Raw genomic sequence first — 25,359 nt, 5'->3', positions numbered from 1 at the left:
CCGCCCGCTACGGTGCGGGCCGGGCCGACCCCGAGGACTGGAAGGCGGAGCCCGCCTCGGCGACCGACCCCACCCGGGCGAGCACGGCGGCGCGGTCCTCCTCGGGCACCCGGTCGAGCGGTGTCCCGCTGTGGTCCGGGAGAAGACCACGGATCGTGATGGGCTGCTCAGCGCTGGCCATGAAGCTCTCCTCGGCTGCCCTGCTCCGGTCGGCTCTCTCATCGTGACGGCCCCACTACGCGCGGGCAATACGCCCACCGGCCAATTCACGGGCCGCGCTCGGGTGATACCGGCCACCGGGCGGACGGGTGCGGTGCGGTGCGGCGGCCTCGCCGGGCGGGTGCGGTGGAGTGCGGCGGCCTCGCCGGGCGGACGGCGCACGGGCGGAGGAAAATGGAGGGGCGGAGGGAGACGGGCAGCCGGCCGCGGGCCGGATGCCGGGAGGAGTCATGACGTACGTGGAACGCTATGAGCTCGCCTTCACGGCCTCGGGCGCGGAGGACGACGTGGTCGTCGTGCGGCGCACCGAACGTGCCGGGGCGGGCGGCTCTCCGGTGTACGAGGACGAGAGCGGCATCGTGCGCGCGGAGATCAGCGAGCAGGGCGAGGTGCGGATGCTGGCGAGCGGCGCCCACCAGGCGGCGGGGCTGCCGGTGACGGTGCGCCCCCTCGACGACCGTGAGCCGGCCGGCGAGCCGCCCGTGCCCGGCGGCTGAGGAGGAGCGCGGGCCGTCGTCCGGGCGGGCTTCGGCCGTCCGGACCGCGGTCGGGGCGCGTGTCCGGGAACGCCGTCGCGGTGGCCGGATGGCGGGCCGATGCACTCGTTCAGGGGCGGGCGGGCGCCATGGGCTTGGCTCGGAGAGCAGTTCGGGCTTAGGTTAGGCAAGCCTAAGTTCCTTCGCTGTTTTCCTCTCGATGTGTGGAGACCCGGATGCGCCGCCTGTTCAACGCCACCCCCGCACAGCCGACGAGCGCGGAACGCATCCGGTCCATCCTGATGGCGGCCGACTCGATGACCGTCGTCACCGACGAGGGGCGCACCGAGGTGTCCCGTCTGGACGGTCCCGGTGTGACCGAGCACATCCATCTGCACCCCGCCCTCGCCCGGAGCTGGGAGGAGGCGGACCACGCCGGCGACGGACCCGTCCGGGCGACGCTGGAATTCACCGACATCGCCCCCACCCCGGTCCGCGACCGGGTCCGGGGTCGGGTGATGCTGGCCGGCTGGCTGTCGGCGGCGGCGGACGACGGGCACGGAACACCCGAGGGCAGCCGCTGCATGGAGTTCTCCCATGCGGTCCTGGACACGGCGGGAGCGCGGACGACCGTCGGCCTGGGCGAACTGATGGAGGCCGAGACCGACCCGCTGGCCGGGTGCGAGGCCGGGATGCTCACCCATCTCGTCGACGACCACGGCGACATCGTGGATCTGCTGCTGCGGCTGGTGAAGCCCCGGGTCACCCAGGGCGTGCGGCGCGCGCTGCCACTCGCCATCGACCGCTACGGCATCACCCTGCGCCTCGAATACACGGACGGGCACGAGGACACCCGGCTCGCCTTCCCCTCCCCCGTCAGGGACGCCGACCAGGCGGGGGTGCGCATTCACGCCCTGCTGGACACGGCCCGCCACCGCTCCCCCCGGAACTGGCTGCTGAGCGACTCCTGATCCGCCCGCGGCGCGAGTCCCCGCGGGGTCACCGCGCGCCCGCGGCACGGGTCCGAATGGACCCGGCCTCCCGCGATCACCATGACGACACCCGCTCCGGCTGGGAGAATGCCGTCGGGCCAGGGGTCCACGGCATGATCCGCCCCGGCCCGGAGCACGCGATCACGTCAGTGTGACTGAGCTGGAGGATTGATGGCCGGTTTGTTCGAGGCGATTGTGGAGATCGACCGACCCGTCGGGGAAGTGTTCGCCTTTCTCGCCGACGGCGAGAACGACCCGAAGTTCAGTCCCCGGGTCATCAGGATCGAGAAGACCACCGAGGGTCCGCCCGGCGTCGGCACCGTCTACACCAGCACGGTCAAGGACGCGGGTCTCACCACCCGGCGCTCCTTCCGCATCAGCGCGTTCGACGCGCCCACCAGGATCCGCTGGAACGAGATCTCCAAGAACCTGGTCACCGCGGAGGAGGGCGGCTACGACCTGGAGCCGACGGGGACCGGCGGCACCCGGGTGCGCATCTTCAACATCCTCCGCGGCCACGGAATCGGCCGGCTGCTCACCGGCTTCGCGCTGAGAGCGGCGCGCAAGGACTCGGCCGCCTTCGGCCTGCGCATCAAAGCGGCTGTCGAAGCGTCATAGCCGCGGCGGCGCAGGACGCGCGGAGCCGCCCGTATCCCCATGCGCGGGGGAGCCGCCGGCGGATGACCGGTGCTCCGCCGCCGGACGCGGCGGCCCGATGGCCGCCGGTCCGGCTCCCGGTCCCGGCACCACCGCCGGGCCGGTTCTCACGAGGGTCGTGTTCGGGACGTGTTCGGGACGTGTTCGGAGCGTGTTCTCGCGAGGCGAGTGCCGCCGGGTGCGGCCCGCTCAGCCGCCGCGTCCGCTCCGGCCGCTCCTCATCGCCGCGACCGTGCACACCAGCCCCAGCAGGAAGGTGAGACCGCCCAGGACCGCGTTGGTCCAGATGACACCCTTGTCCGGGCCGCTGCCCACGATCCAGGGCGCGACGACCAGCCACGCGCCGATGGCGCACATGGCCCAGCTCAGGCCGTACATGCGTGCCGGTGTGACGGTGAAACCGAGGGCGAGCACCACGATCGCGACACCCATGATCAGATTGTGGGTCGCGAGGGCGGGCTGACTGCCCGAGAAGTGAACGATCCACGGGGACACCGCGCATGCGAGTCCGACCAGAAAGACCGGGCCGTCCACCAGTGGTACGTCCCGTCCGCCGAGTACACGGGCATAGCGGTCCCGCATCTCCGTGACGTCGGGATGGTCCGCCAGGTCTCCCCTGTGCGATATGTCGGCCATGTCGACTCGCCTCCTCTGCTGTGCGCTGCAAGTCGGACCGCGTCGCGCGGCATGACACCGCGCCCTTTCATTTTGCTCTTATCTTTTCCTTATCGGTAGTGATATGGACCAACTTCTTCCGTTTATCTGCCTTCTGGTCGCTTCTGCGGCCTCTGTTGCGTTTCGGCAGCTCGCAGCGGGGCCGTGGGGTGGCGGGTCGCTCGGGCGGCGGGGCGCGGGGCGGCAGCTCGGGGAGCGGCGGGGCGCCGGGCTCCCGGCCGCCCTTGGCCGACCAGATCTCCTTCCACCGTTTCTCCCTGGCCGCAGCGACCGCGGGGGCCGCCTCGGCTCCGTCGGCGCGGATCCGCACTCCGCACCGCGCGCACAGCCGGTTCACCAGGTGGCCGTCCCTCCAGCGGGTCGTGCCGCCGGCACCGCCGCACACCCGGCACACCTCCGCGTCCGGCCCGGGCGGCACAAAGGAAGCCAGTACCCGTGCGACCACGACCGGGAGCGGCTCGGCCGGATGGAACTCCGGGTCGGGGCAGAAGGCGAGCCAGGGTCCCGGCTGGTCCCGCCAGCCGCCGTCCGGCACGACCGCGCGGCGGCCGAGCGCCTTCTCCCGTACGCGGCGTTCCCCATGGGCGGCCTCATCGGCACGCCAGAGCCGGCGCGCCGCGTCGAGCTCCTCCACCGCCCGCACCAGCGAGTCCGGATCGGCTTCCGGGTCGGACGGGATCCCCGCGCTGTGACACAGATGGTGGTACGTGGCCCGGAATCCGTACGGCGCGAAGCTCACCACACAGGTGCGCAGCGCCGCATGCCGGGCCCGAGCCGAGCGGTCCGTGTCATGGACGCGCTGACGGTGCGTCGCAAAACTGGTCATCAGATGACCCTATGGACGGCTTCATCGGTCCGCACCCGACTTTCCCCGGCCGTCCGGGCGCATCGGTCCCCCGGACGCACCACCTGTGCCCGGCGCGGTTGCCCGAAGGGTCCGTGCTGGTCAGAGGGTGGTACGCAACCGGTGCCGCCGACTGCCGCCGGGCGGCGCGGTTGCGGGGCATGGGCGGTGTTCACACGGTGAGTGCGAGACCCGTCCCGATTACCGGAAGGAACCCCTCCATGCGTTTCGCGCCGCTCCACCGTGCTCTTGTGCCATCCGCGCTCTGTGCCGGCCTGTCCCTCGCCATGGCCGGTCCCGCCACGGCTCTCCCCTCCGCCGCGACCGCCGGGGCACCCGCCTCCGCTGCTCCCCGGGCGGACGGCACGGCCGGCCCGGTGACGGCCGAGGGCCTGCGGGCCGCGCTCACCGCGCTGGAGGCGCGGGCCGATGGGGACACACCCCAGAGCGACGCGTCGGCCGCAGCGCTCCAGGCGGCACTGGCCCAGCTGCTGGCGGGCGGTGGCATCGCTCCGGCGGGGAGCGCACCTGCCACACCGGCGGGCGGCGCGGCCGAGGACACCGACATGGCCGCGACCATGGCACGGATCCAGGCGATTCTGGCGGCACTTCCCGCACCCGGTTCGCTCACCGCCGGCGGGCTGCCGGGGACGGTCGCGGACCCGGCGCAGGCCCCGGCCGGGCCGGCGACCGGAGCGTCCGCTCCGCAGATCCCCGGGCTGTCCGGTGTCACGGGCGTTCCCGGACTCTCGGGCATCCCCGGGCTCTCCGGCCTCGCCGAGGCCCCCGGATCGACGGGAGCCGCTCAGCTGCCCGGCCTGTCGACCGCCACCGGAACCCCGGGGGCAGCGCCCGCGACGGACGCCTCGCTCCTCCAGGCACTCACGGCGTCCGGCGCCGCTCCGGGCTCCGCACCGGTACCCGCCTTCACCGTCTCCGTCCCGCTCACCGGAGCACCGCGCTGACCCGAGAGCGGCGGGCCGCCGCCCGGGTACGGCCGGGAACACCCCGGCTCCCGGGCGGTGGCCGACGGCGGCCCGGCTTCCGGCTTCCGGCTTCCGGCTTCCGGCTTCCGGCTTCCGGCTTCCGGCTTCCGGCAGACGTTGGCAGCACGGCCGGGACCGGCGGGGACCGCTCCCCGCCGGAGCGCGGAACCTCCTATTGCGGCGACTCCCGCGAGATTTCTGCCCGCTTCCCGCAATGTCCGGTGCCCGCGGCGCGATTCCGCCGCCCCTGGCGGGAAGAACACCCGGTAGGAGGCGGTGGCGGCGCGCCGGGACCGGCGGCTGCCCCGGGGCGCGGAACCGGCCCCCGAACCGGGGGCGGGGGTCCCGTACGGCCTCGAACTCAACCGATCGGAGTCGTACCCCATGCCACGCACCCTGGCGGTCTCGGACTGCATCATCATCCAGGCCCCGCCGTCGGCGATTTACGAGCAGGTCAGCAATCCGGCCAGGATGGGCCGCTGGAGTCCGGAGAATCTGGGCGCGACGGTGGACACCGGTGCGCGGGGCGCGTACGTGGGCATGGAGTTCGTCGGTCACAACAAGCGGGGGGTGCTGCGCTGGACCACCCGGTGCACGGTGACGGCCGCGGACCCGGGGCAGCGTTTCGCCTTCCGGGTGCATGCCATCGGCAGGCGCCGTCCGGTCGTACGGGGGCGCATCGCCACCTGGGAGTACCGGTTCGACGCCGTCGCGGGCGGGACCAGGGTGACGGAGACCTGGCGGGACGACCGGCGGACCTGGCCGGACGCCCTCGCCAACACATTCGACCGGGTGGCCACCCGTGGTCACACCTTCGCCGAGTTCCAGCGCGGGAACATCCGGCGCACGCTGCGCAATCTGAAGGCGGCGATGGAAACGGCGTCCACCGCGTCCTGAGAGGAGAGGAGAGAAGGGGAGACGGGGCCCGCGGTCCGGGGAGGTCCGCGCGTACGCCAGACTGTGCGGGTGGTGGGCAACCTTCCCGAGGACTCGGCCGGCTTCGTGGGGCGGAAGCGTGAACTGTCCGGGCTGAAGCGGGCGTTGGCGCAGGACCGGCTGATCACTCTGGTGGGCAGCGGCGGTGTGGGCAAGTCCCGGCTGGCCCTGCGGGCGGCGCGGCAGGCGGTGCCCGCCTTCCGCGACGGTGTGGCCTGGGCGGATCTGTCGTCCCTCCACGGTGACCGGCTGCTGCTCGCCACCGTGTCGGACGCCTGCGATCTGTGGGATCACACACCGCGGATGCCGGTGGACGCGCTGTGCGAGTGGCTCGCGGAGAAGAAAATACTGCTGGTGCTGGACTCCTGCGAGCATCTGGTGGCCCCCTGCCGTGCGCTGGTGGGCGATCTGCTGACGGTCGTCCCCGGGCTGACCGTCCTGGCCACCAGCAGAGAGCCGCTGGGGCTCGCCGCCGAGCGGCTGACCGAGGTGGAGCCGCTGCGCGCGGACGGTCCCGACGCGCTGGAGCTCTTCACCCGGCGGCTCGCCGCCGCCCGCGGGGACGAACCGGGCGCGGCGGCGGACGGCCGAACAGAGGCGGCGGACGGCAGGGCGGAGGGGGCGGGCGGGGACCCGGGAGTGGCCGGAAGTGCGGGGGCGGCCTGGATCTGCCGCCGGCTCGAAGGCATTCCCCTGGCCCTGGAGCTGGCCGCCGCGCAGGCCGGGCGGACGAGTGTGGCGGAGGTCGCCGTACGGCTCGATGACCGTTTCGATGTGCTTCTGGCGGATGCCGGCGCCCGGGTGAAGCCGGACCGGCACCGGGCGATGCGTACCACGATCGGGTGGAGTCACGAACTGTGCGCCCCGCTCGAACGGCTGCTGTGGGCCCGCCTCACCGTCTTCCGCGGCGACTTCGACGAGATGAGCGCGCGGGCCGTGTGCGCGGGCGGACCGCTCGGTGCAGAGATGATCGGGCCGCTGCTCGACCGGCTCGTGGACGTGTCGGTGCTCAAGGCGTACAAGGCGATGGGCGGCACCGGGATCCGCTACCGGATGCTCGACACGATCCGGGAGTACGGGGGATTGTGGCTGCGCGAGCTGGCGGAGGAGAACGCGGTCGCCGACCGGCATGCGGAGCACTTCCTGGAGTTCGCGCGCCGGGCGGCGGACGGCTGGCTCGGTTCCGAACAGGCGCACTGGTACCGCATGGTGGGTGAGGCGCACACCAATCTGTGCACCGCTCTCGATCATCTGCTGATCTCGGCACCCGCGCGGGCGCTGCGGCTGGTGGGACTGATCGGCTTCTTCTGGAGTTGCTGCGGACATCTGCACGAGGCACGCGACTACCTCGGACAGGCGCTCGACGCGGGGCCGGACAGCGGGCCCGATCGCACCCGGGCACTGTGGGCCCTCGGAGTCACGGTCACCCTCCAGGGCGAGTACGAGCGGGCGCAGCGGATCAGCGACGCCTGCACCCTTTCCGCGGCACGGGACGCGGAGCCCGAGGGCACGCTGGAGGCCGCGTATCTGAGCGGGCTCATCGCACTGCTGAAGGGGCGTGCGGCGGAGGCGGACCGCATGGCGGCCGACGCGCTGGACGCGGCGCCGGGCAGCCCCTTCGACTCCCCCGGCCGGCTCCGCTGCCATCTGGTCCGGGTCTTCGCCCTCACCGGTCTGGGCCGGCTGCCCGAGGCGCGGAAGCGCGCTCTGTGGCTGCGCCGGGGGTGCGTGGACCGCGGCGAGTCGTGGACCCGGGCGTACCTCGACTACCAGCTCTGTCTGATCGCGCTCTTCGCGGGGGAGCCGCTGGACGCCGCCGAGCATGCCCGGGCGATGCTCGCATGCAAACAGGGCATCGGCGACAGCTTCGGCATCGCGCTCGGTCTCGACGTGCTGGCCGCCGCCGTCGCGGCGGCGGGGGACGGCGAACGCGCCGGTCTGGTGTACGGCACCGGCCAGGCATTCTGGAGCACGGTCGGACACCCGCAGCGCGGCACCCCCGAACTGGCCGGGGTGCGCGAGCAGTGCGAGCGCGCCGCCCGGGACGGCGTCGGTGACGCGGTGTACGAGGCTGCCTTCCGGCGCGGCGCCGGTCTGGACCTGGACACGGGGCTGAAGGCCGCGCTGGTGCCCCCGACCGGCTGAGCCGCCGGCCCGCGGCCCGCGCGGACGGGGGTTCACACCGCCCCGGGCCCAGGCGGAAGGGCCCGCTGGACAGCGGGGGGTTCGGGAGACGCCGGCGAGGCCGTACCGGGGCGGGCGGCCGGGGACGGCAGTGGTAACGGCGGCGCGGGAGTGGTGCGGAACCGGCCGGTCAGGAGTCCGGCCGGGCCCGGAGTCCGGCCGGGCTCGCGCGGGGGCGGGGCCCGGCTTGGGTGGGGTCAGCCGGTGGAGAGGCCCGCCGCGGCCTTCGCCAGCGCTTCGAGCACCGGACTGATCAGGGGGTGCCGTTCGGCCCCCCGCCGTACCGCGGCGAAGACCCGCCGGGTGGCGGCCGGGCCGGACACCGGCCGGACGACGGTGTCCCCCAGCTCCATTCCGCGCAGTGCCGAGCGGGGGACCAGCGCCACGCCGGCACCCGCGCCGGCGAGGGCGACCACCGCCCGGAAGTCGTCGGAGGAGTGCACCAGACGCGGCTGGAATCCGGCGAGCTCGCAGGCCAGCAGCACCATGTCGTGGCAGGGATTTCCCGGGTAGGGGCCGATCCAGTCGCTCTCGGCCAGCTCGGCGAGTGCGACCCGGCCGGCCGCGGCGAGGGGGTGGCCGGCGGGCAGGACGGCGTCGAAGGTCTCGGCGTAGAGAGGGACCCGGGAGAGCCGCGGATCGTCCTCGCCCGGTGCGCCCCGGTACTCGACCGCGACGGCCAGGTCGGCCTCGCCGCCGAGGACCAGCGGCAGACTCTCGTCCCCCTCCGCGTCGCGCACCCGGAGGCGGATGTCCGGATGCCCGGCGGCGAGGAGGCCGGCCGCCGGTGCGACGACCTCGGCGATCCCGGTGGCGAACGCCGCCACGGTCACCTCGCCGGCCGTGCCGCCCGCGTAGGCGGCGAGCTCCGCCTCGGCCAGCTCCAGCTGGGCGAGGACGGAATGGGTGTGGCCGAGCAGGATCTCTCCCGCGGCGGTGAGCCGTACTCCTCTGCCGCCGCGGATCAGCAGTACATGGCCGGTCTCCTGCTCCAGTGCGCTGAGCTGCTGGGAGACGGCCGAGGGGGTGAGGTACAGAGCGGAGGCCGCGGCGGTCACCGTACGGTGGTCCGCCACGGCTCGCAGAATGCGCAGCCGTCGGGGGTCGATCACCCGGCCATCCTGCCAGCTCGTCCCCCGGTACGGGCCGCCCGGTCCCGGCCCGGACCGGACATCGGTGGCGGTCCGGACCGGACATCGGTGCCGGTGCGGGCCGGACACCGGTGCCCGGGAGGCGGCACCGGCCGGGACCGGTGCCGGTGCCGCCCGGGGACGCCGGGATCAGTCCCGCAGTGCCCGGCGGGCGTCGATGAACGCGGCCACGGCCCGCTCGACGTCCTCGGTGGAGTGCGCCGCCGACAGCTGCACCCGGATCCGGGCCTGGCCCATCGGGACGACGGGGTAGGAGAAGCCGATCACATAGACACCGCGCTCCAGCAGCAGCTCGGCCATCCGGGCGGCTTCCGCCGCGTCACCGATCATGACCGGGGCGATGGGGTGATCACCCGGCAGGATCTCGAAGCCCGCCTCGGTCATCCGGGCACGGAAGAGGGCGGTGTTCTCCCGCAGCCGCTGCCGCAGGTCACCGGCCGACTCCAGGAGGTCGAGAACGGTCAGCGAGGCCGCGGCGATGACCGGAGCGAGGGAGTTCGAGAACAGATACGGGCGGGAGCGCTGCCGGAGCAGAGCGACGATCTCCGCCCGCGCGGCGACATAGCCGCCCGAGGCTCCGCCGAGCGCCTTGCCGAGGGTGCCGGTGATGATGTCGACCCGGTCCATGACCCCGGCCAGTTCCGGCGTACCGCGCCCTCCGGGGCCGACGAACCCGACGGCGTGCGAGTCGTCCACCATGACCATCGCGTCATAGCGGTCGGCGAGGTCACAGATCTCGGCGAGGGGCGCGACATAGCCGTCCATGGAGAAGACACCGTCGGTGACGACGAGGCGGCGGCGGGCGTCCTGTGTCTCCTTGAGCTGCTTCTCCAGATCGGCGAGGTCGCGATTGGCGTAGCGGTGCCGGCGGGCCTTGGAGAGGCGGATGCCGTCGATGATGGAGGCGTGGTTGAGCGCGTCGGAGATGACCGCGTCCTCCGGGCCGAGCAGGGTCTCGAAGACTCCGCCGTTGGCGTCGAAACAGGAGGAGTAGAGGATCGTGTCCTCCTGGCCGAGGAAGGCGGAGAGCCGTGCCTCGAGCTCCTTGTGCACATCCTGGGTGCCGCAGATGAAACGCACGGAGGCCATGCCGTAACCCCAGCGGTCCAGGGCTTCCTTGGCGGCCGAGATGATCTCCGGGTGGTCGGCCAGACCGAGGTAGTTGTTGGCGCAGAAGTTGAGCACCTCTCCGGAGGCGACGGAGACGGTGGCGCTCTGCGGAGTGCCGATGACGCGCTCGGGCTTGTGGAGACCGGCCGCGCGGATCTCGTCGAGAGTGGTGCGGAGTTCGTCGCGCACGGACGCGTACATGAAAGGTGCTCCCTTGAAGTGGCTGGCTGCGAAGTGGCGGGCGGGCGGTGTCCGGGGCGCGGCTGAGCGGCTCGTCCGGCGGAACCGGCTACCGTGTCCAGTCAAGAATGATCTTGCCGCTGCGTGCGGTCGCGGCCTCGTCGAAGGCCGCCTCGAAGTCCCGGTGTCCATAGCTTCCGGTGATCACGGGGCTGAGGTCGAGTCCCCCCTCCAGCAGCACTGTCATGGCGTACCAGGTCTCGTACATCTCGCGCCCGTAGATGCCCTTGATCGTGATCATCGAGGTGACGACGCGTGCCCAGTCGACGGCGAACTCCGCCGCCGGCAGTCCCAGCATGGCGATCCGGCCGCCGTGGGTCATGTTGTCGACCATGTCCCGCATGGCCTCGGGGCGGCCGGACATCTCCAGACCGATGTCGAAGCCCTCCTTGAGCCCCAGCAGGCGCTGCGCCTCGGCGATTCCCTGATCGGAGACGTTGAGCGCGAGGGTGGCCCCGGCCTTGCGGGCGATCTCCAGCCGCTCCTCGCTCACATCGGTGATCACGACATTGCGCGCACCGGCGTGGCGGGCGACGGCCGCCGCCATGATGCCGATCGGGCCCGCGCCGGTGATCAGCACATCCTCGCCGACCAGGGGGAAGGAGAGCGCCGTGTGCACGGCGTTCCCGAATGGGTCGAAGATCGCGGCGATGTCCAGGTCCACCCGGGTGCGGTGCACCCACACATTGGACGCGGGCAGGGCGACGTACTCCGCGAACGCTCCGTCCCGGCCGACACCGAGGCCGATGGTGCTGCGACAGAGATGACGGCGCCCCGCCAGGCAGTTCCGGCACTTCCCGCAGACGAGATGCCCCTCACCGCTCACCGTGTCACCCACCGCGATGTCCTGGGTGTCCCGCCCCACGGACACGACCTCGCCGACGAACTCGTGGCCGAGAATCCGGGGAGTGGTGACGGCCTGCCGCGCCCACGCGTCCCAGGAACGGATGTGCAGATCCGTCCCGCAGATCCCGGTGCGGAGCACCTTGATCAGCACATCGCCCGGTCCGGTTTCGGGCTCCGGCACATCCATGAGCCACAGGCCGGGCTCGGCGTGCTGCTTGACAAGCGCCTTCATCAGGGATGCTCCAGGGCAAAGCGATGTATGGACAACGGAGAATACGATCACACTGTGACAGTTGCGGTAATAACCGCAAATCACCACGGGGTCGGTCAATGATCGTGTACCAATCTGCCCAGTGCGGAGCCCCCAGTCCATCGAGGATTTCTTAAGCGGTCCCACAGCGCAGCTTCACGCGGACCGTGCGGCGAGCGGCGCACCGGCCTCCCGGCCCGGAGACGGGCGGGCCCGCGGGAGGGGAGCCCGGCCGGGCGGGACGGGAGATGCGCACGGCCGGGCGGGCACGGACACCGGGCAGGTCGGGCGGGCGGGCCCGGAAAGCTCCCGCACATCAGTCGCGTATCCGGCCCCTCGGTGCGAGCCTGGGAGGATGAGCTGGGCATCGTGGACGACCACCGGCGTGTACTCCGGGAGCGGCGGAGTGCTCACCGTGGAGGTCGGCATTCTGAGCGGGGACCTGACCGTGCACACCACCTGGGCGGCCGGCGAGGCACGGGTCGCCGTCCAGTACAGCGGTGCTTCCGACTGGTTCACGATGGCCGGCAGCCCGACACCCTGCCGGTCCGAGGAGGACAGCCGCACCCTGCACCAGGCGGTGGTGCAGGCGGTCGAGGACGGCGGCGGCGCCACGGTCCCCGGCGTGCCGTACGAAGCCTCCTGACCTTCCCGGCGGCCACTCCCCCGGCCCCGGCAGGGTTCTCACGGGAGCACCGGCGGAGCGCCCGGCCCCCGGCCGGCGGGCGGGCGCCGGCCCGTGGGAGCGTCCCCCACCCGCTTCCTCCGGCACGGAGGCGGAATGGTCAGTCGTCATCCGCTCCGGCCCTCCTGAACGGCACCCTGGTGAGCAGCGAGCCCCAGAAGCCTCCCCGAGCGGTGCGCCCCGGTGCGGCCGGCCCGCTGTCACCCTCGGCGGCCGGTGGACCACCCCGCTCGGCGGCGGGCCCGGCGGCCCCCGCGCCACCGGACCGCCCCGGCTCTCCTTCCGAGCGGTACCGGCCGGCCGGTACCGGACCCGTCTCACCCCACGCCGCCCCGGATGTCCCCGCCGGCTCCCCCGGCCAGAGCGCGGGACACTCCTCCCTGGCGTCGAGCACGGCGGAAACCAGTCGTGAGCGGTACCGCAGAATCTCGGCCGGATCATCCGCCAGCAGCAGCCGTGCCACCACCTCTCCCGCGCCCGGAGTCAGGGGGCGAACGGCCGAGAACTCGGGTGCCCGAACTCTCAGGCAGTGCCGTTCGCGCGCGTCGGGCACCGCTTCGGCCAGCGAGGCGGAGTCGAGCGCGGTGGCGATGACCGCTGCCCGCTCCCAGGGCTCGTCCAGCACACGCAGAAGCAGCTCCACCCGCCGGGACCGCCAGTTCGCGGCCCTGCGGTCCTCCCCTTCGCCGAGCAGGGCCCGCATCACCGGTGGCGTTCTGCCGCTGAGCAGCTCCGGGCGGCGCCGGGCGAATTCGCTCAGCTCCACGGCCACATAGCGCCAGACGACGGCGTGGTAGCGGTTGACATGGAAACTGACGGGGGTGAGACACCCGGCCCGGGCGAGCCGGGTGAAACGCTCCGGGCCTACGCCGAGGAGCCGCGCCCCGTCCGCCGAGCCCACCGTCCGCACCTGCTCGCGCAGGTCGCTCACCGCACCGGCCGTGTCGCACAGCCGCTGGATCTGTCCGCCGGGCACCAGCCACGGGCCGCCGTGGGCGGCGGGTGCGGATTCGAGGTGTCCCAGCTGAACCGCGAGATCGAATTCGGCCTGCTTCAGCCCCAGCAGCCGAGCGGCCGCAGCCGGAGTCATCGTGCGGCTGCCCGCCATGCGCGCATCCGCTGCACGCCCCATGTGTTCCTGTACTGCCATAACGGTCTCCCCCGCGAGTCACGAATACTCTCGGTGACGACCATAACTCCGCACAGTGACACTCGGCAGGGCCTGTGGACAACTCGGCGAACCACCCCCGGAGCGGCTCCGGGCGATCAACGGTTTCCGCTGGTCAGTGGCGACTCACCCCCGGCTTTCTGGCGGCGACGCCCAGATGCTCGCCCACCCGGTTGACCATCAGGGTCATCTCATAGGCGACCTGCCCGACATCCGCCTCGGCCTCGCTCAGCACGCAGAGGCAGCTTCCCTCGCCGGCGGCGGTGACGAAGAGCAGGGCCTCGTCGAACTCGACCATGGTCTGGCGCGCCCGGCCGGCGCGGAAGTGACGCCCGGAGCCCCGGGCCAGTGAGTGGAGGCCGGAGGAGACCGCGGCGAGATGTTCGGCGTCCTCGCGGGCCAGTCCGGTACTGGCTCCTGTGACCAGGCCGTCATTGGACAGCACCAGTGCATGCCTGATGTGCTCGATCCGCTTGGTCAGATCGTCGAGCAGCCAGTCGAGTCCTTTGTCCAGCGGCATGGTTGGTCCCTCCCCGCTCATGCGTTCCCCGTGTTGCCGTAAGCCTTTCGCACCCGGGACGGCAGGGCAAGGTGCAACCCCCTCCACCGGTCCGCCGATCATCGGCTGTACTTTCAATTGGCATATTCAGCAGGGCGTATCGGCAATTCCTCCCGGATTCGGATCACCCGTCGGCTCCCGGCGGATGCTCCGTGATCCGCACCCGCGTCCGTGAAATCAGCACACGGCGTTGCGTGTGCGCGCCGGCGGAAACCCCGGGGCGGGAGCCGGTACGGAGGAACGGCGGACTCCCGGAACCGGCGATGCGGGAATCCCGTGCCCCCAAGGGCGTCCGGCCGCCGGATGCAATCACCCGGCGGACCAGGACAGTTCATCCCCGCGGAATGAGCGACACCGCACCGCCGAAGACCCGGATAAGCCGCCGGAAACTCCGCGGTAGGCGCTGATCACCAGGAAATCCATGACAACACGGTGAATGACGGTTCCGTTCCGATCTCCCCGCCCCGTCCGTCATGCGAGGCGGCCGACCGGTCACTCGATGCGCACCTGGCCGAATTTCGCGGATCCCATGCCCGCAAACATGATCCCAACACGCCAAATCTCCCGGATATCGTCATTCTCACCAAGAGGTGGGATTCCTGCGGTTCTCCAGACAGGCGCCTCCGGGGTCTCCGTTCCCCGCTCCCCGGGTCTCCACGGCGATTCGCCGCGCCCGGCGTTCCGGATGTTTTCCGCGGCCCGCGACGGACCGGGCACACCCCACCCGCCCGTCGCGGTGCCCCGAAGAACCCGCGACGGACCGCCGCCGTGAGCACCGTCCTCATTCCGTCCCGGTCATCGGTACCGGCCCGCCGGCCGGCGCCGAGTGTCGCGGGCCGTCGTCACCGTCCGTCACACGGATTCCCCGTCGGTACCGGCGGAGCGGAATCCATCGCGCGGCTTCTCGCGGACTCCCGCCTCGGACATGCCCGGAGCCGTGCCGGCCCCGCGCGTACGGCAGTCCCGGTTGCCGGCGCGCGCGTGCTCCACGGTTGCCTCGCCGGGCCCGGAATCGACGGACCGCGGGGCGAACGCCGGAGGCGCCGGGAGCCGCTCGGCGGGGTGAGTCCGTGTCGCGGGGCGTGGCACCCCGTCGGCCGGCCGGAACGGCGGGCCGTACGGCGTCGCCGGGTCATCGCCGGCGGACGTGGACCCGGCCGGCCGCGCCCGGAGCGCGGAAGGAACGGCGGCGGCCCGCACCGGCAGGGGGCCGCGGATCGCGCTGCCCGGCTCGCGCACCGGGAGCGGCGCGGGGCGACCGGACGCGGGCACCGCGGAGCCGGGCAATGGCGCCGCGGTGCCGAGAAGCGCGGCGGGCAGCAGCACCAGGGCGCTGGTACCGCCGTACGCGGAGGATCGCAGCCGGACCCGGACGCCGAGGAGCGCGCCGAGCCGGCCGGCCACGAACAGACCGAGCGGATCACCGGGTGCGTGTCCGGGTGTCCTGGACTCCGCGAGGCGGCGATTGGCCTCCTCCATGCGCTTGTGACCCATGCCGGGCCCCCGGTCCTCGATCCTCAGGAGGTAGCCGTTGGCGACGGATTCACCGCTGACCCGCACCTTGGTGTGGGGTGGTGAGAACCGGGCCGCGTTCTCCATGAGTTCCGCCAGCAGGTGAGTGACACCCGCGACGGCCGACCCTTCGACGGCGGCCTCGGGCAGTTCGTGGGTCTCGACGCGCGCGTACTCCTCGATCTCCGAAACGGCCGCCCAGACGACGCTGGTCAGCGGGATGGGACCACGCCAGGTCCGGCCGGGCCCAACCCCCGAGAGCAGTACGGCACTCTCGGCGTGGCGCCGGATCCGCGTGGCGAGATGGTCGAGCCGGAACAGCTCTCCGAGCTCACTCGGGGACATCGCACATCGCTCCAGGTCATCGAGCAGGGTCAGTTGACGCTGAACCAGTGCATGGCCCCGGAGTGCGAGATCGGCGACGGCATCCGGGTGGACTCCGGGCAGCCCGGGGCGCCCGGGGGCGTACGGCCCGGCCTCGATGGCGTACGGCCCGGAAGCGGCCCCGGCGGCGGCCGGTTCGCGAGTACGGCTCGTCGCGCCGGGCGCCGGGGAAGGGACGGAGGTCCCGGGCCGGGTGCCGGATTCCCTCCCCGCGCGGAGGGCGCCCACTGCCTCGGGTGGCCTCCGGCCCGGGAATCCGGAACCCGTGCTCAGCGGGCCGACAGCCCCGGGGAGCGGATCGCGGACGGCGCGGAAGCAGATGAGGAGGGAGACCGCCAAGAGGGCCGCTCCGAGAAGAACGGCGATCCCGGACGGGGTGAGGATGCCGTCCTCCACCGGCCGGGAGCGATCCGCCGCGGAGCGCTGTGTGGCGGCTTCGACGGAACGCATGGCATCGCCCACCTCGGTACGCGCCGTGTCCCAGCCGGCGGCGGGCATGGTGCCGCCCGCCGTCCGGCCCTCGGGAGCGGCGAGAATCCTGTCCTCGGCTGCCTCGAGACGGCGGTACGCGGAACTGTTGGCGAACTCTCGCCAAGCTGTCCGCTCGGGCTCCCGGAGGCCGGCCGCGGCGGCTACGGTGAAAGTCCTGCGGGTCGCCGCGGCTCCGGTGAACAGCCGCAGCCGTTGGGCGGCGGCGGGCTTGCCGAGACGAGCCGAGCCGAGGAGCGCGTCCTCCTGAGCGAGCATCTCGCCGGCTCGGGCGAACTCCGCCAGGACACGTGTACCGGAGGCGGGTCCGGTGTCACGTGTCGTGGCGAGCGCGCCCGAGACGTCGAAGGCATCGGCGATCACCAACGTGTACTGCTCATGGACCACGTTCCATGCCGCCCTGTGCCCCAGGACGGCGGCCCGGAGCCCGCGCAGCCCCTCCGCGCGGGCGACGAACCGCTCGACCCGGCGCTTCAGGGTGGCGGGAAGCGTCTCCGCGCCGGCGGCCCTGGACCGAATGGTTCCGAGCGCACGCAGGATCTCGTCCGTCCTGTTCGCGTTCTTCCGGAGGGCGGCGGCGCGCTCGGCGGAAGGGGACGCCACCTGGCGCACCGCCGCGCGCCGCTCGGTCTGCAGGGCGGCGACCGCCGCCGCGGTGGGCTCGCCGATCCGGTGGTCGAGCAGGTGAAGCCGGTGCAGTCGCACGACGTCCTGAGCGAGGGGAACAGCCGTGAGACCCCAGAGAACGAGCAGAGAGAGGGTGGGCACCATCAGAAGGGAGAGAGTTCTGGCACGGATGACCGGCAGAGCGACGGAGCGACGGCGGACACGGGCGCGGGCGCGGATCCGGGACAGCCCGTCCCCTGCCGTTCCGCCGGACGACAGGTGATCACCGTCCGGTAATTGACCGGTGTGTTCAACCGCCGGCCGTCCCGCGTGGGCACGGCGGCCCCGGACCGGCCGGGCGGGCGGGGCCGGATGTGCGAGGGGCAGCGGCGCCGGCGGCGCGGACAGCGGAGGAGGAGGCGAGGGTATGGGAGGGATGAGGTGCTGGCGGGAGCCCTGACCGCGACGGGGTGAACACATGGCCTCTCGTTCCGGATTCGGCGTCCGAGCGCGTCGGACGACTTGCGAGCGCACGACTGGCGCATGACTGGGAGGAGTGATGGGAGACGGCGGGGACGGCCCTGTGCGGCCGAGGTGCCGGAGCGACCGGGAGTGGGATCACCGAGCGGGAGCGGGCAGGTGCGGCGGCCTTCTCAGCGGTGGCGAGGGACGGGCCGGGCTCGGCGGGCGGTGTCGCGGGCTCTCGCGGTCGGCGGTGGTGCGCGGGGGTCCGGCCGCAGGAGTCGCATCCGGTGCAGCGGCCGGCTCCGGGTGGCCATGCGGCCGCTCACACCGGGAGGTCACCCGCGGCCCGGCCCTCCCCGGGTGGCCGGAGGCGCCGCCGTGGTGAACAGCGGCGCGCGGGTGCGGAGGAGGGCGCGAAGGCGAGGTTGGGATGTCCCATGGTTCAGGCACGCTAGCCGCGCGGAGGGCGCACTCCGGGAGAGCGATGCAGAAAGGGTGGAATATGACAGAGAGATGTTCCAGAAAGATCGTGCCGCGCTCAAACATGCCCATCGCGAGGTCGCGGGTGTCACCGGGCGGCTGCGAGCCCCCGCCCGGGTCCCGCATCGAAGGCCCCGTCCGGGCCCGGGCTTCACCGACTCGGCGGAATCGGTCGGAGCCGCGGGGCGGGCTGGGCAGGGCGGCACACGGTGGGGGCTCCGGGCGGGGCGAGCCGGGCCGGGCTCCGAAAGCGGCCTGAAGGCGGCCGGGGAGGGGAATAGAGAGACCAGGTGAGCAAGCCCGCAGACCGGCGGTGTGTGAGAACCGCCCCGTGGAAGGTGGTCCGTTGTCCGGCAAGCCCAGCAGGTACCGCAAGTTCCGCGACTTCCTCATACGCCGCCCGGAGCAGGCCCCCGCCGGGGCGCCCGTGCCATCCCGGCATCGGCAGCACAACCTGTTCGAGGCAGCCGCGTCCTATGTATCCGGCTATGTGGAGGACGATCAGGATCAGATGGACACCGCATCCGGCTGGGTTTCCCCGGAGGCACTCTCCTTCGGGATAAATGAGCTGGCGTGCCGGGCGATTCTCACGCTCGCGCGGGAACGGGACGACTCTCCCCGGAATGTGGCACGGGACCTCCTCGGGCTGCCCGCCGCCTGACTTCCCGTACCGGCGGATTCGCCCGGACAGCGGGTCCCGGATTCCTGCTCACTCACTGGTCGGGGTGTGCCGACCGGGCCGACCCGGCGCGGTCACAGCCCGGGGCCGTTCGCGGTGCGGAACAGGGAGAACCTGCGGGTGCCCGTGCACGCGGAGGACCGTTGAGGGCAAACCGTATGAGGGCAAGGAGCCGTATGAGGGCAACCGGAGAGCGGCGGCGCGGAGGACGCGCTCCATGTGCTGACCGCCCCGCTGCCGGCATCGGCGTGACCGCCCGTGCGCTCGGCGGCGTGATCCCGGGTGCGCAGTCCCGGCGGCGGGAGCATGTGCGCGGCGCGCGGACGTCAACGACGTCCGCGACCGGGTCGTGGCCCGTCCCCGCCGACGCCCTGACCCGCGCCGCGCGTGGGGCGCGGCTCCTCTCCCGGCGGCGGGTCGTCCCACGGCTCACATGCCTCCCGGCTCCGCCGCCCGGCCCCTTCACACCTGCGGCGCGGGGCGGGGCGGCGGAGCCGGGAGGACGGGTGTCAGCGGCCGATCTCCTTGCGGGAGACCCTGCGCAGCCGGCGGCGCTGGGCGGGGTCGAGCATCAGATACGCCACCGCGGGCACTCCGAGTACGACCAGCAGTGACAGCCAGAAACCGATCAGCGGCATCAGGAGCAGACCGACGGCCACTCCGCCTATGACGAGCTTTGTACGTGTCGACATTTCGACGCCTCCTTGCACGGCCGTGGCCGTTCCTGCCCCTGGAACGTACGGCGACGCCGCACAGTTCCACTATGCGCCCCGCGCCGTGCCGCGTGCGCGATCCGCCCGGAGCGGTTCGCCCACCTCGTGCAGATGGGCGAGCGCCTGCCGGTAGGACTCGGCGAATCCGGTCTCGGTGTACGGCACCGAGAGGGCACGGCAGTGCGCGCGCACCAGGGGCTGGGCGAGCCGGAGGTGAGGGCGCGGCATGCTCGGGAAGAGATGGTGCTCGATCTGGTAGTTCAGTCCGCCGAGGAACCAATCCGTGAGGGCCCCGCGGCGGATGTTGCGGGAGGTCAGAACCTGGCGGCGCAGATGCCCCCAGCGCTGCGCGCTCCGCGGGTCGGGCATGGCCATGCCCTTGTGGTTGGGGGCGAACGCCATGCCGAGGTGAAGGCCGAGGAGCATCTGGTGGAGTGCCCCGAAGACCAGGGCCCGGCCCGGCGGCATGGTGGTGAGGAGCAGCGCGGCGTACCCCAGGGTGTGAGCGAGGAGCAGCGCACCCTCCACGGCCCGCGCCCGCACCGAGCGGCAGGGCCCGTTCCTGGAGATCACGGCCCGGGCGCCGTGCACCTTGAGGACAATGGCCTCCAGGGTGGTGAGCGGGAAGAACAACCACGCCTGATGGCGGGTGAGCCGACCGCGTCCGGCCGCCTGCCCCTGGGTGAACACCAGCACGTCGGCGGCGACGTCCGGATCCTTCTCCGTGTGGTTGGGGTTGGCGTGGTGGCGGTTGTGCTTGTCGTTCCACCACTCCTGGCTCACCCCGAGGAGCAGATTCGAGTGGCCGAGCTGGATGACGCGATTGGCGCGCCGGTCCGGGGCGACCTGGGAGTGCCCGGCGTCATGCGCGTAGAACCCGGCCCGGGCGGAGAACACCGCGAGCGGCACGGCGAGCAGCAGAACCCACCAGGAGCCGCCGAGGAGAGCCATGCCGGTGATCACCGCTGTGATACCGAGAAGGTTCGCGGTGATCCCGAGCGCGTACCAGCCGGTGCGGTGGGCCAGCAGCCCCTGTTCCCGGACCGTCCGGAGCAGCGGAGCGAACTCGCTCCCGGGGTTTCCGGCGCTCCCGGTGCCCGTGGAGCCCCCGAGGCCCCCGAAACCCCCGGGGGCCTCGAAGTCCCCGGCAACAACGGCAGCCCCGGCACCCCCGCTCCTCCTTCCGGGCAAGGGATCCACGGGAGCGACACTGGTCCAAGGCATGACATTCTCCGGTCTCTGGGCCGAGCAGGCGTCGGCGCGTCGACGCAACCGCGCTGACCTGAGAAAACGTAGAGAGATGGATTCGGCCGGACCATGGGGCCAGCACCCGGACCCGGAGGCGGGTGAGCCGGTGCATGCGGGTGGTGCCGGCCTCACCCTCGTGTCCCCGCAGAGTGGCCGATCAAGTCACCCGGAGCAGTACGTGAGTCGAATCACAGAACCCGAGGCAGCCCCGGGGGAGGCTTTCGGGTACCCTCGGCGACCTCACATCCAAACTAGTCAAATTTGAGGAATGCGTCATCGCTGTGCACCGGCCCCCCGCGGCAACGCCCTCCCCTGACACTCACCATCACGCACCCTCCTCCCCCCGCCCCACCCCTCCCCTGGCGCACCTCCGCGCGGTGTTCCTGCCCGGCGACCCGGCCCGCACGGGCCATGTCGCCTTCTGGGATCCGGACGGCGCCCCTCTCCCGGAAGCCGGCGGCCCCCTCCCGGAAGACAGCGGAAGCCTGACCGTCATCCGGGGCGATCTGCGTCCGCACACCGTGCCCGCCCTGTTCATGCCGGTCGGAGACGCTCTGCCGGTGCTCACCCGAGCCGCCGCCCGAGCGCGCACCTCCGCCCGGGCCCGAACCGATGGCCAAGGGCAGGACGGCGGCCGGGCCCGAACCGACGGCCTCCACGCCAAGGACATTCGCGAGTCCGGGCAGGCCGGCGGGGAGCATGGCCGGGACGGCGAGGACACCGCCGCGGCCGGAGACACGGTCTCCCCCTCCGCCGCCTTCTGGGGCACCGCCGCCGTCCTGGCCCTGCAGCTGGCCGCGCGCGGACTGCTGCTGCCCGGACTCTCCCCCGGCGGCCACGACTCCTGGCGCACGGGCCCGCTGAGCCCGGCGGATCTGGAGCGCGTCCGCACCCTCGCGGCCTCGATGCCGCCCACCGCCCACGCCGTCCCGCTGGAGGGCACCGACCCCGTACTGCTGCCCGAACCGGAGCGGCTGCTGAGGTCATTCCTCGACGCGGTGGCGGACACCCTGCCGCGCACTCCGGCAGCCGCCGTCGCCGCGGGCGGCCCGGCGTTCACCGCCTCCGCACCGCAGCGTCTCCCGGACGCGGCGGGGTGGGCCGCCGACATCGCGGCGGGCCATGACGCCGGCGTACGGCTCTCCCTCCGAATCGAGCTGCTCGCCGGGAACACGACCGCGGACGAGACCGGCACCCCTCACGACACCGGCACTCCGCACACCGCGGACATCCACCACGAGGACGAGGCACCGCACGGACACGCGGCGCCGGCCGAGCCGGCCTTCCGCGCCGTACTCCAGATGCACAGCGTCAGCGACCCGTCCGTGATCGCGGACGCCGCCGACGTCTGGGCGGGCGAGGACCGCACCGGCGGCGCCTTCGGCCCGCGCGCCCGGATGGACGCCCTGCTGGCGCTGCGCCGGGCCGCCCGCGCCTGGACCCCCCTCACCCCGCTCCTCCACGCCGCCGTGCCGGACGCACTGGAACTCGCCGACGAGGAGATCGGCGAACTCCTCGGCGAGGCGGCGCGAACGCTCGCGGCCTGCGGCGTCCAGGTGCACTGGCCCAGGGAACTGACCGGCCGTCTCACCGCCCGTGCCGTGATCGGCCCGCCCGAGAACGACACCACCCGCCGGGACGAGTCCGGCCTCCCCTCCTTTCTCTCGGCGGAGGCGATGCTCACCTTCAGCTGGCGGTTCGCGCTCGGCGACCACCCGCTGACCCGTGCCGAACTGGACCGGCTCGCCGAGGCCAAGCGGCCGCTGGTCCGCCTCCGCGACCAGTGGGTGCTCATCGACCCGGAGGAGGCCCGGCGCGCCCGCGACCACCGCGACCACACCCTCACGCCCGTCGACGCGCTCGGCGCCGTACTGACCGGTTCGGCGGAGGTGGACGGCCGCCGGGTCGATGTGGACGCCTCCGGCTGGGTGGCCCGGCTCCGCGACCGGCTCGCCGGCCCCGAGGGCGGCACCCCCGCGATCGGGCAGCCCGCCGCCCTCACCGCGACCCTCCGCGACTACCAGCTCCGGGGCCTCAACTGGCTGCACCGGATGACCTCCCTCGGCCTCGGCGGCTGTCTCGCCGACGACATGGGGCTCGGCAAGACCATCACCGTCATCGCCCTCCATCTGCACCGGCAGACCGATGACGCGGCGGCCGGCCCCACCCTGGTCGTCTGTCCCACCTCCCTGATGGGCAACTGGCAGCGGGAGTTCGCGAAGTTCGCCCCGGGCACGCCCGTGCGCAGATTCCACGGCTCCACCCGCGAACTGGACTCGCTCGCCGGCGGCGAGGTGGTGCTCACCACCTACGGCACGATGCGGCTCGACGCCGGCCGGCTCGGCGGGGTCGCCTGGGGCATGGTGGTCGCCGACGAGGCACAGCACGTGAAGAACCCGTACTCGGCGACCGCCCGCCGGCTGCGCGAGATCCCGGCGCGAGCGCGGGTCGCGCTGAGCGGCACTCCGGTGGAGAACAACCTCTCCGAGCTGTGGGCGATCCTCGACTGGACCACCCCCGGGCTCCTCGGCCGGCTGGGCACCTTCCGCTCCCGCTGGGCGCAGGCGGTGGAGGGCGGCACCGATCCCGCGGCGGCCCGGCGGCTGGCGTCGCTGATCGGCCCGTTCCTGTTGCGCCGGCGCAAGTCCGACCCGGGTATCGCACCCGAGCTGCCCCCGAAGACCGAGACCGACCGGGCCGTCTCCCTCACCCCCGAACAGGCCGGACTGTACGAGGCGGTGGTGCGCGAGACACTCGCCGCGATCGCGGAATCGGACGGAATGGAGCGGCGCGGTCTGGTGATGAAGCTGCTCACCTCGCTCAAGCAGATCTGCAACCATCCGGCGCAGTACCTCAAGGAGGAGAACCCGGTCGTCGCGGACCGCTCGGGCAAGCTCGAACTCCTCGACGAACTCCTGGACACCATTGTCGCGGAGGACGCGAGCGTGCTGGTCTTCACCCAGTACGTACAGATGGCGCGGCTGCTGGAGCGGCATCTGGCGGATCGCGGTATCCGCACCCAGTTCCTGCACGGCGGTACCCCGGTACCCGAGCGGGAGTCGATGGTGAACCGTTTCCAGGACGGCGAGATCCCGGTCTTCCTGCTCTCGCTCAAGGCCGCCGGCACGGGTCTGAACCTCACCCGCGCCGGTCATGTCGTGCACTTCGACCGCTGGTGGAACCCGGCCGTGGAGGCGCAGGCCACCGACCGTGCGTACCGCATCGGCCAGACGCAGCCGGTGCAGGTCCACCGGCTGATCGCCGAGGGCACCATCGAGGACCGGATCGCCGACATGCTCATCCGCAAACGGGAACTGGCGGACGCGGTCCTCGGCACCGGCGGCGAGGCCGCGCTGACCGAACTGACCGATGCCGAACTGGCCGATCTGGTGGAGCTGCGAGGGGGCGGCACAACACGATGAACGACGGAGACGAGCTGTACCGGGACCCGTACGAGGCCGAGGAGGCCGACGCGTACGACAACGACGGCGACAGCGGTACCGGTACCGGTACCGGTACCGGTACCGAGGTGCGGACGTTCGCCGCGCCGGCGCCGCTGCACGGCCGGGGATTCGCCGCCAGCTGGTGGGGCCGCACCTGGGTCCGGGCGCTGGAGGACACCGCGCTCGACGGCGACCAGCTGGCCAGGGGACGGCGTCAGGCACGGGCCGGGGCGGTCGGCGCGGTGTCGGTGCGCCCCGGCCGGGTCACCGCCGTGGTCCGGGACCGGGACGGCAGCGGCCGGCGCTGCGATGTGCTGCTGACCGAGCTCACCGACGCGGCGTGGGACCGGTTCCTGGACATGGCGGTGGACCGCGCGGCGCACATCGCCGCGCTGCTGGACCGGGAGATGCCGCCCCATCTGGTCGAGGACGCGGCGAGCGCCGGTGTCGAACTGCTCCCCGGCATCGGTGATCTGGAGCCGGAGTGCGACTGCGGCGCCTGGGATCTCTGCCCGCACACGGCGGCGCTCTGCTACGCGGTGGCCCGGCTGCTCGATCAGGACCCCTTCGTCCTGCTGCTGATGCGGGGCCGGGGCGAACGCCGGCTCCTCGACGAACTGCAGACGCGCAGCAGCGCCCGGGCGGCGAGGGCCGGCGGCGGCACCGGCACGGACGGCCGGGAGCCCGCGCGGGAGGGCGTACGGGCCGATGAGGCGTTCGCGGCGGCGGACATCCTCCCGCCGCTGCCCGCTCCCCCGCCGGTCCCCGACGAGCCGGGCCGGCCTCCGGCGCTGGACACCGAGACCGGCCCGCCGCCCGGTATCGACCCGGACGCCCTGGAGTTCCTGGCCTCGGACGCCGCGGCACGGGCCCGCCGGATGCTGCTGGCGGCGCTCTCCGCCGGCCATGAACGGCAGCCGGCGGAGCGGGAACCGACCCCGCGCCAGGACACGGTCCGGCTGGCGGCTGCCGCCCCCGGACCGGTGATCACCGGCCGGCTGGCGGGCGGTACGGGCGGACGGCGGGCCGAGCTGGAGTCCGCGGTACGGGCCTGGCGCGCGGGCGGTGCGGCGGGGCTCGCCGTGTACGACGAGGAGTGGGCACCGGACCCGGAGGCGCTGGCCCGGGCCGCGTCCGCACTGGAACGGGCCTGGGAGTCCGGGGACCGGCCCCGGCTGCGGACGGCCGGGGCGGGGCGCTGGACCGTGGTGGGCGCGGAGGCACAGCTGCGCGTCGGACCGGACGGCCGCTGGTGGCCGTACCGCAGGGAGCAGGGCCGCTGGACCCCCGCTGGCCCGGCCGACCCCGACCCGGGCGCGGCCCTCGCGGGTGCGCTGGGTACGGAAGCCGGCTGACCGAACC

21 protein-coding genes are annotated in these 25,359 nt (G+C 73.0%); 10 read left to right on the top strand and 11 right to left on the bottom strand.

What is annotated here, in order from left to right; genetic code table 11:
• Nucleotides 1–7: 7 nt before the first annotated feature.
• A complete protein-coding gene (locus tag AAFN69_RS14305; protein ID WP_347728831.1) occupies nt 8–181 on the bottom strand; it encodes a hypothetical protein in 174 nt (57 codons plus the stop codon).
• A 268-nt stretch (nt 182–449) separates the two neighbouring features.
• On the opposite strand from AAFN69_RS14305, the gene AAFN69_RS14300 reads away from it, so the two are divergent.
• From AAFN69_RS14300 to AAFN69_RS14290, 3 genes are all read left to right on the top strand, one after another.
• Nucleotides 450–716, top strand: coding sequence for a DUF6296 family protein (locus AAFN69_RS14300; RefSeq protein WP_347728830.1), 267 nt, complete (start codon nt 450–452; stop codon nt 714–716).
• Between the two features lie 215 nt (nt 717–931).
• Nucleotides 932–1,666, top strand: coding sequence for a DUF2470 domain-containing protein (locus AAFN69_RS14295; protein WP_347728829.1), 735 nt, complete (start codon nt 932–934; stop codon nt 1,664–1,666).
• A gap of 192 nt (nt 1,667–1,858) precedes the next feature.
• Nucleotides 1,859–2,305, top strand: coding sequence for an SRPBCC family protein (locus AAFN69_RS14290; RefSeq protein WP_347728828.1), 447 nt, complete (start codon nt 1,859–1,861; stop codon nt 2,303–2,305).
• A 228-nt stretch (nt 2,306–2,533) separates the two neighbouring features.
• Here AAFN69_RS14290 and AAFN69_RS14285 read toward each other — a convergent pair whose 3' ends face one another.
• Nucleotides 2,534–2,980, bottom strand: a complete 447-nt coding sequence (locus AAFN69_RS14285) for an SPW repeat protein (protein WP_347728827.1) — start codon at nt 2,978–2,980, stop codon at nt 2,534–2,536.
• Nucleotides 2,981–3,047: 67 nt separating this feature from the next.
• A complete protein-coding gene (locus AAFN69_RS14280; protein ID WP_347728826.1) occupies nt 3,048–3,845 on the bottom strand; it encodes a hypothetical protein in 798 nt (265 codons plus the stop codon).
• 239 nt (nt 3,846–4,084) lie between these two features.
• On the opposite strand from AAFN69_RS14280, the gene AAFN69_RS14275 reads away from it, so the two are divergent.
• From AAFN69_RS14275 to AAFN69_RS14265, 3 genes are all read left to right on the top strand, one after another.
• Nucleotides 4,085–4,828 (top strand): hypothetical protein, encoded by a 744-nt coding sequence (locus tag AAFN69_RS14275; RefSeq protein ID WP_347728825.1) that lies wholly within the window; start codon nt 4,085–4,087, stop codon nt 4,826–4,828.
• A 405-nt stretch (nt 4,829–5,233) separates the two neighbouring features.
• Complete coding sequence (locus tag AAFN69_RS14270; protein WP_347728824.1) at nt 5,234–5,746, top strand: SRPBCC family protein; 513 nt, start codon at nt 5,234–5,236, stop codon at nt 5,744–5,746.
• 69 nt (nt 5,747–5,815) lie between these two features.
• Nucleotides 5,816–7,930 carry a regulator gene (locus AAFN69_RS14265; RefSeq protein WP_347728823.1) on the top strand — a complete coding sequence of 705 codons (2,115 nt, stop codon included), beginning with the start codon at nt 5,816–5,818 and terminating at the stop codon, nt 7,928–7,930.
• A gap of 236 nt (nt 7,931–8,166) precedes the next feature.
• Here AAFN69_RS14265 and AAFN69_RS14260 read toward each other — a convergent pair whose 3' ends face one another.
• The 3 genes from AAFN69_RS14260 to tdh all read right to left on the bottom strand — a co-directional run bounded on the left by AAFN69_RS14260 (nt 8,167) and on the right by tdh (nt 11,548).
• A complete protein-coding gene (locus AAFN69_RS14260; RefSeq protein ID WP_347728822.1) occupies nt 8,167–9,081 on the bottom strand; it encodes a LysR family transcriptional regulator in 915 nt (304 codons plus the stop codon).
• Nucleotides 9,082–9,249: 168 nt separating this feature from the next.
• Entirely contained in the window at nt 9,250–10,431 is a 1,182-nt protein-coding gene (locus AAFN69_RS14255) for a glycine C-acetyltransferase (protein ID WP_347728821.1), read from the bottom strand.
• A gap of 88 nt (nt 10,432–10,519) precedes the next feature.
• The gene (gene tdh, locus AAFN69_RS14250; RefSeq protein ID WP_347728820.1) at nt 10,520–11,548 is read right to left on the bottom strand and encodes an L-threonine 3-dehydrogenase; all 1,029 of its coding nucleotides are present in this window, start codon (nt 11,546–11,548) and stop codon (nt 10,520–10,522) included.
• A gap of 373 nt (nt 11,549–11,921) precedes the next feature.
• Here tdh and AAFN69_RS14245 point away from each other — a divergent pair, with 373 nt between their 5' ends.
• Nucleotides 11,922–12,212 carry a hypothetical protein gene (locus AAFN69_RS14245; RefSeq protein WP_347728819.1) on the top strand — a complete coding sequence of 97 codons (291 nt, stop codon included), beginning with the start codon at nt 11,922–11,924 and terminating at the stop codon, nt 12,210–12,212.
• 139 nt (nt 12,213–12,351) lie between these two features.
• Here AAFN69_RS14245 and AAFN69_RS14240 read toward each other — a convergent pair whose 3' ends face one another.
• The 3 genes from AAFN69_RS14240 to AAFN69_RS14230 all read right to left on the bottom strand — a co-directional run bounded on the left by AAFN69_RS14240 (nt 12,352) and on the right by AAFN69_RS14230 (nt 17,131).
• Nucleotides 12,352–13,401, bottom strand: coding sequence for a DUF6397 family protein (locus AAFN69_RS14240; RefSeq protein ID WP_347728818.1), 1,050 nt, complete (start codon nt 13,399–13,401; stop codon nt 12,352–12,354).
• A 133-nt stretch (nt 13,402–13,534) separates the two neighbouring features.
• Nucleotides 13,535–13,939: a roadblock/LC7 domain-containing protein gene (locus tag AAFN69_RS14235; protein ID WP_347728817.1), complete on the bottom strand. Its 405-nt coding sequence runs from the start codon at nt 13,937–13,939 to the stop codon at nt 13,535–13,537.
• Between the two features lie 891 nt (nt 13,940–14,830).
• The gene (locus AAFN69_RS14230) at nt 14,831–17,131 is read right to left on the bottom strand and encodes a nitrate- and nitrite sensing domain-containing protein (RefSeq protein WP_347728816.1); all 2,301 of its coding nucleotides are present in this window, start codon (nt 17,129–17,131) and stop codon (nt 14,831–14,833) included.
• A gap of 1,174 nt (nt 17,132–18,305) precedes the next feature.
• Between AAFN69_RS14230 and AAFN69_RS14225 the strand changes: the two genes are divergently transcribed.
• Nucleotides 18,306–18,575 carry a hypothetical protein gene (locus AAFN69_RS14225; protein WP_347728921.1) on the top strand — a complete coding sequence of 90 codons (270 nt, stop codon included), beginning with the start codon at nt 18,306–18,308 and terminating at the stop codon, nt 18,573–18,575.
• Between the two features lie 527 nt (nt 18,576–19,102).
• On the opposite strand, the gene AAFN69_RS14220 is transcribed toward AAFN69_RS14225, so the two are convergent.
• Together AAFN69_RS14220 and AAFN69_RS14215 are read right to left on the bottom strand one after the other, a co-directional pair.
• Nucleotides 19,103–19,285, bottom strand: a complete 183-nt coding sequence (locus tag AAFN69_RS14220; RefSeq protein ID WP_347728815.1) for a hypothetical protein — start codon at nt 19,283–19,285, stop codon at nt 19,103–19,105.
• A 69-nt stretch (nt 19,286–19,354) separates the two neighbouring features.
• Nucleotides 19,355–20,497, bottom strand: coding sequence for an acyl-CoA desaturase (locus AAFN69_RS14215; protein WP_347728814.1), 1,143 nt, complete (start codon nt 20,495–20,497; stop codon nt 19,355–19,357).
• 434 nt (nt 20,498–20,931) lie between these two features.
• Between AAFN69_RS14215 and AAFN69_RS14210 the strand changes: the two genes are divergently transcribed.
• On the top strand, nt 20,932–23,976 hold the full coding sequence (locus AAFN69_RS14210; RefSeq protein ID WP_347728813.1) for a DEAD/DEAH box helicase: 3,045 nt from the start codon (nt 20,932–20,934) through the stop codon (nt 23,974–23,976).
• Nucleotides 23,973–25,352 (top strand): SWF or SNF family helicase, encoded by a 1,380-nt coding sequence (locus tag AAFN69_RS14205; RefSeq protein ID WP_347728812.1) that lies wholly within the window; start codon nt 23,973–23,975, stop codon nt 25,350–25,352. The genes AAFN69_RS14210 and AAFN69_RS14205 overlap by 4 nt, the downstream gene beginning before the upstream one ends.
• The last annotated feature ends 7 nt before the right edge of the window (nt 25,353–25,359 follow it).

The organism is Streptomyces sp. CAU 1734 (assembly GCF_039888735.1).
Classification (GTDB): Bacteria; Actinomycetota; Actinomycetes; order Streptomycetales; family Streptomycetaceae; genus Streptomyces.
The sequence above is the reverse complement of the archived record's forward strand: the minus strand, read 5'-3'. Positions and strand labels throughout refer to the sequence as shown.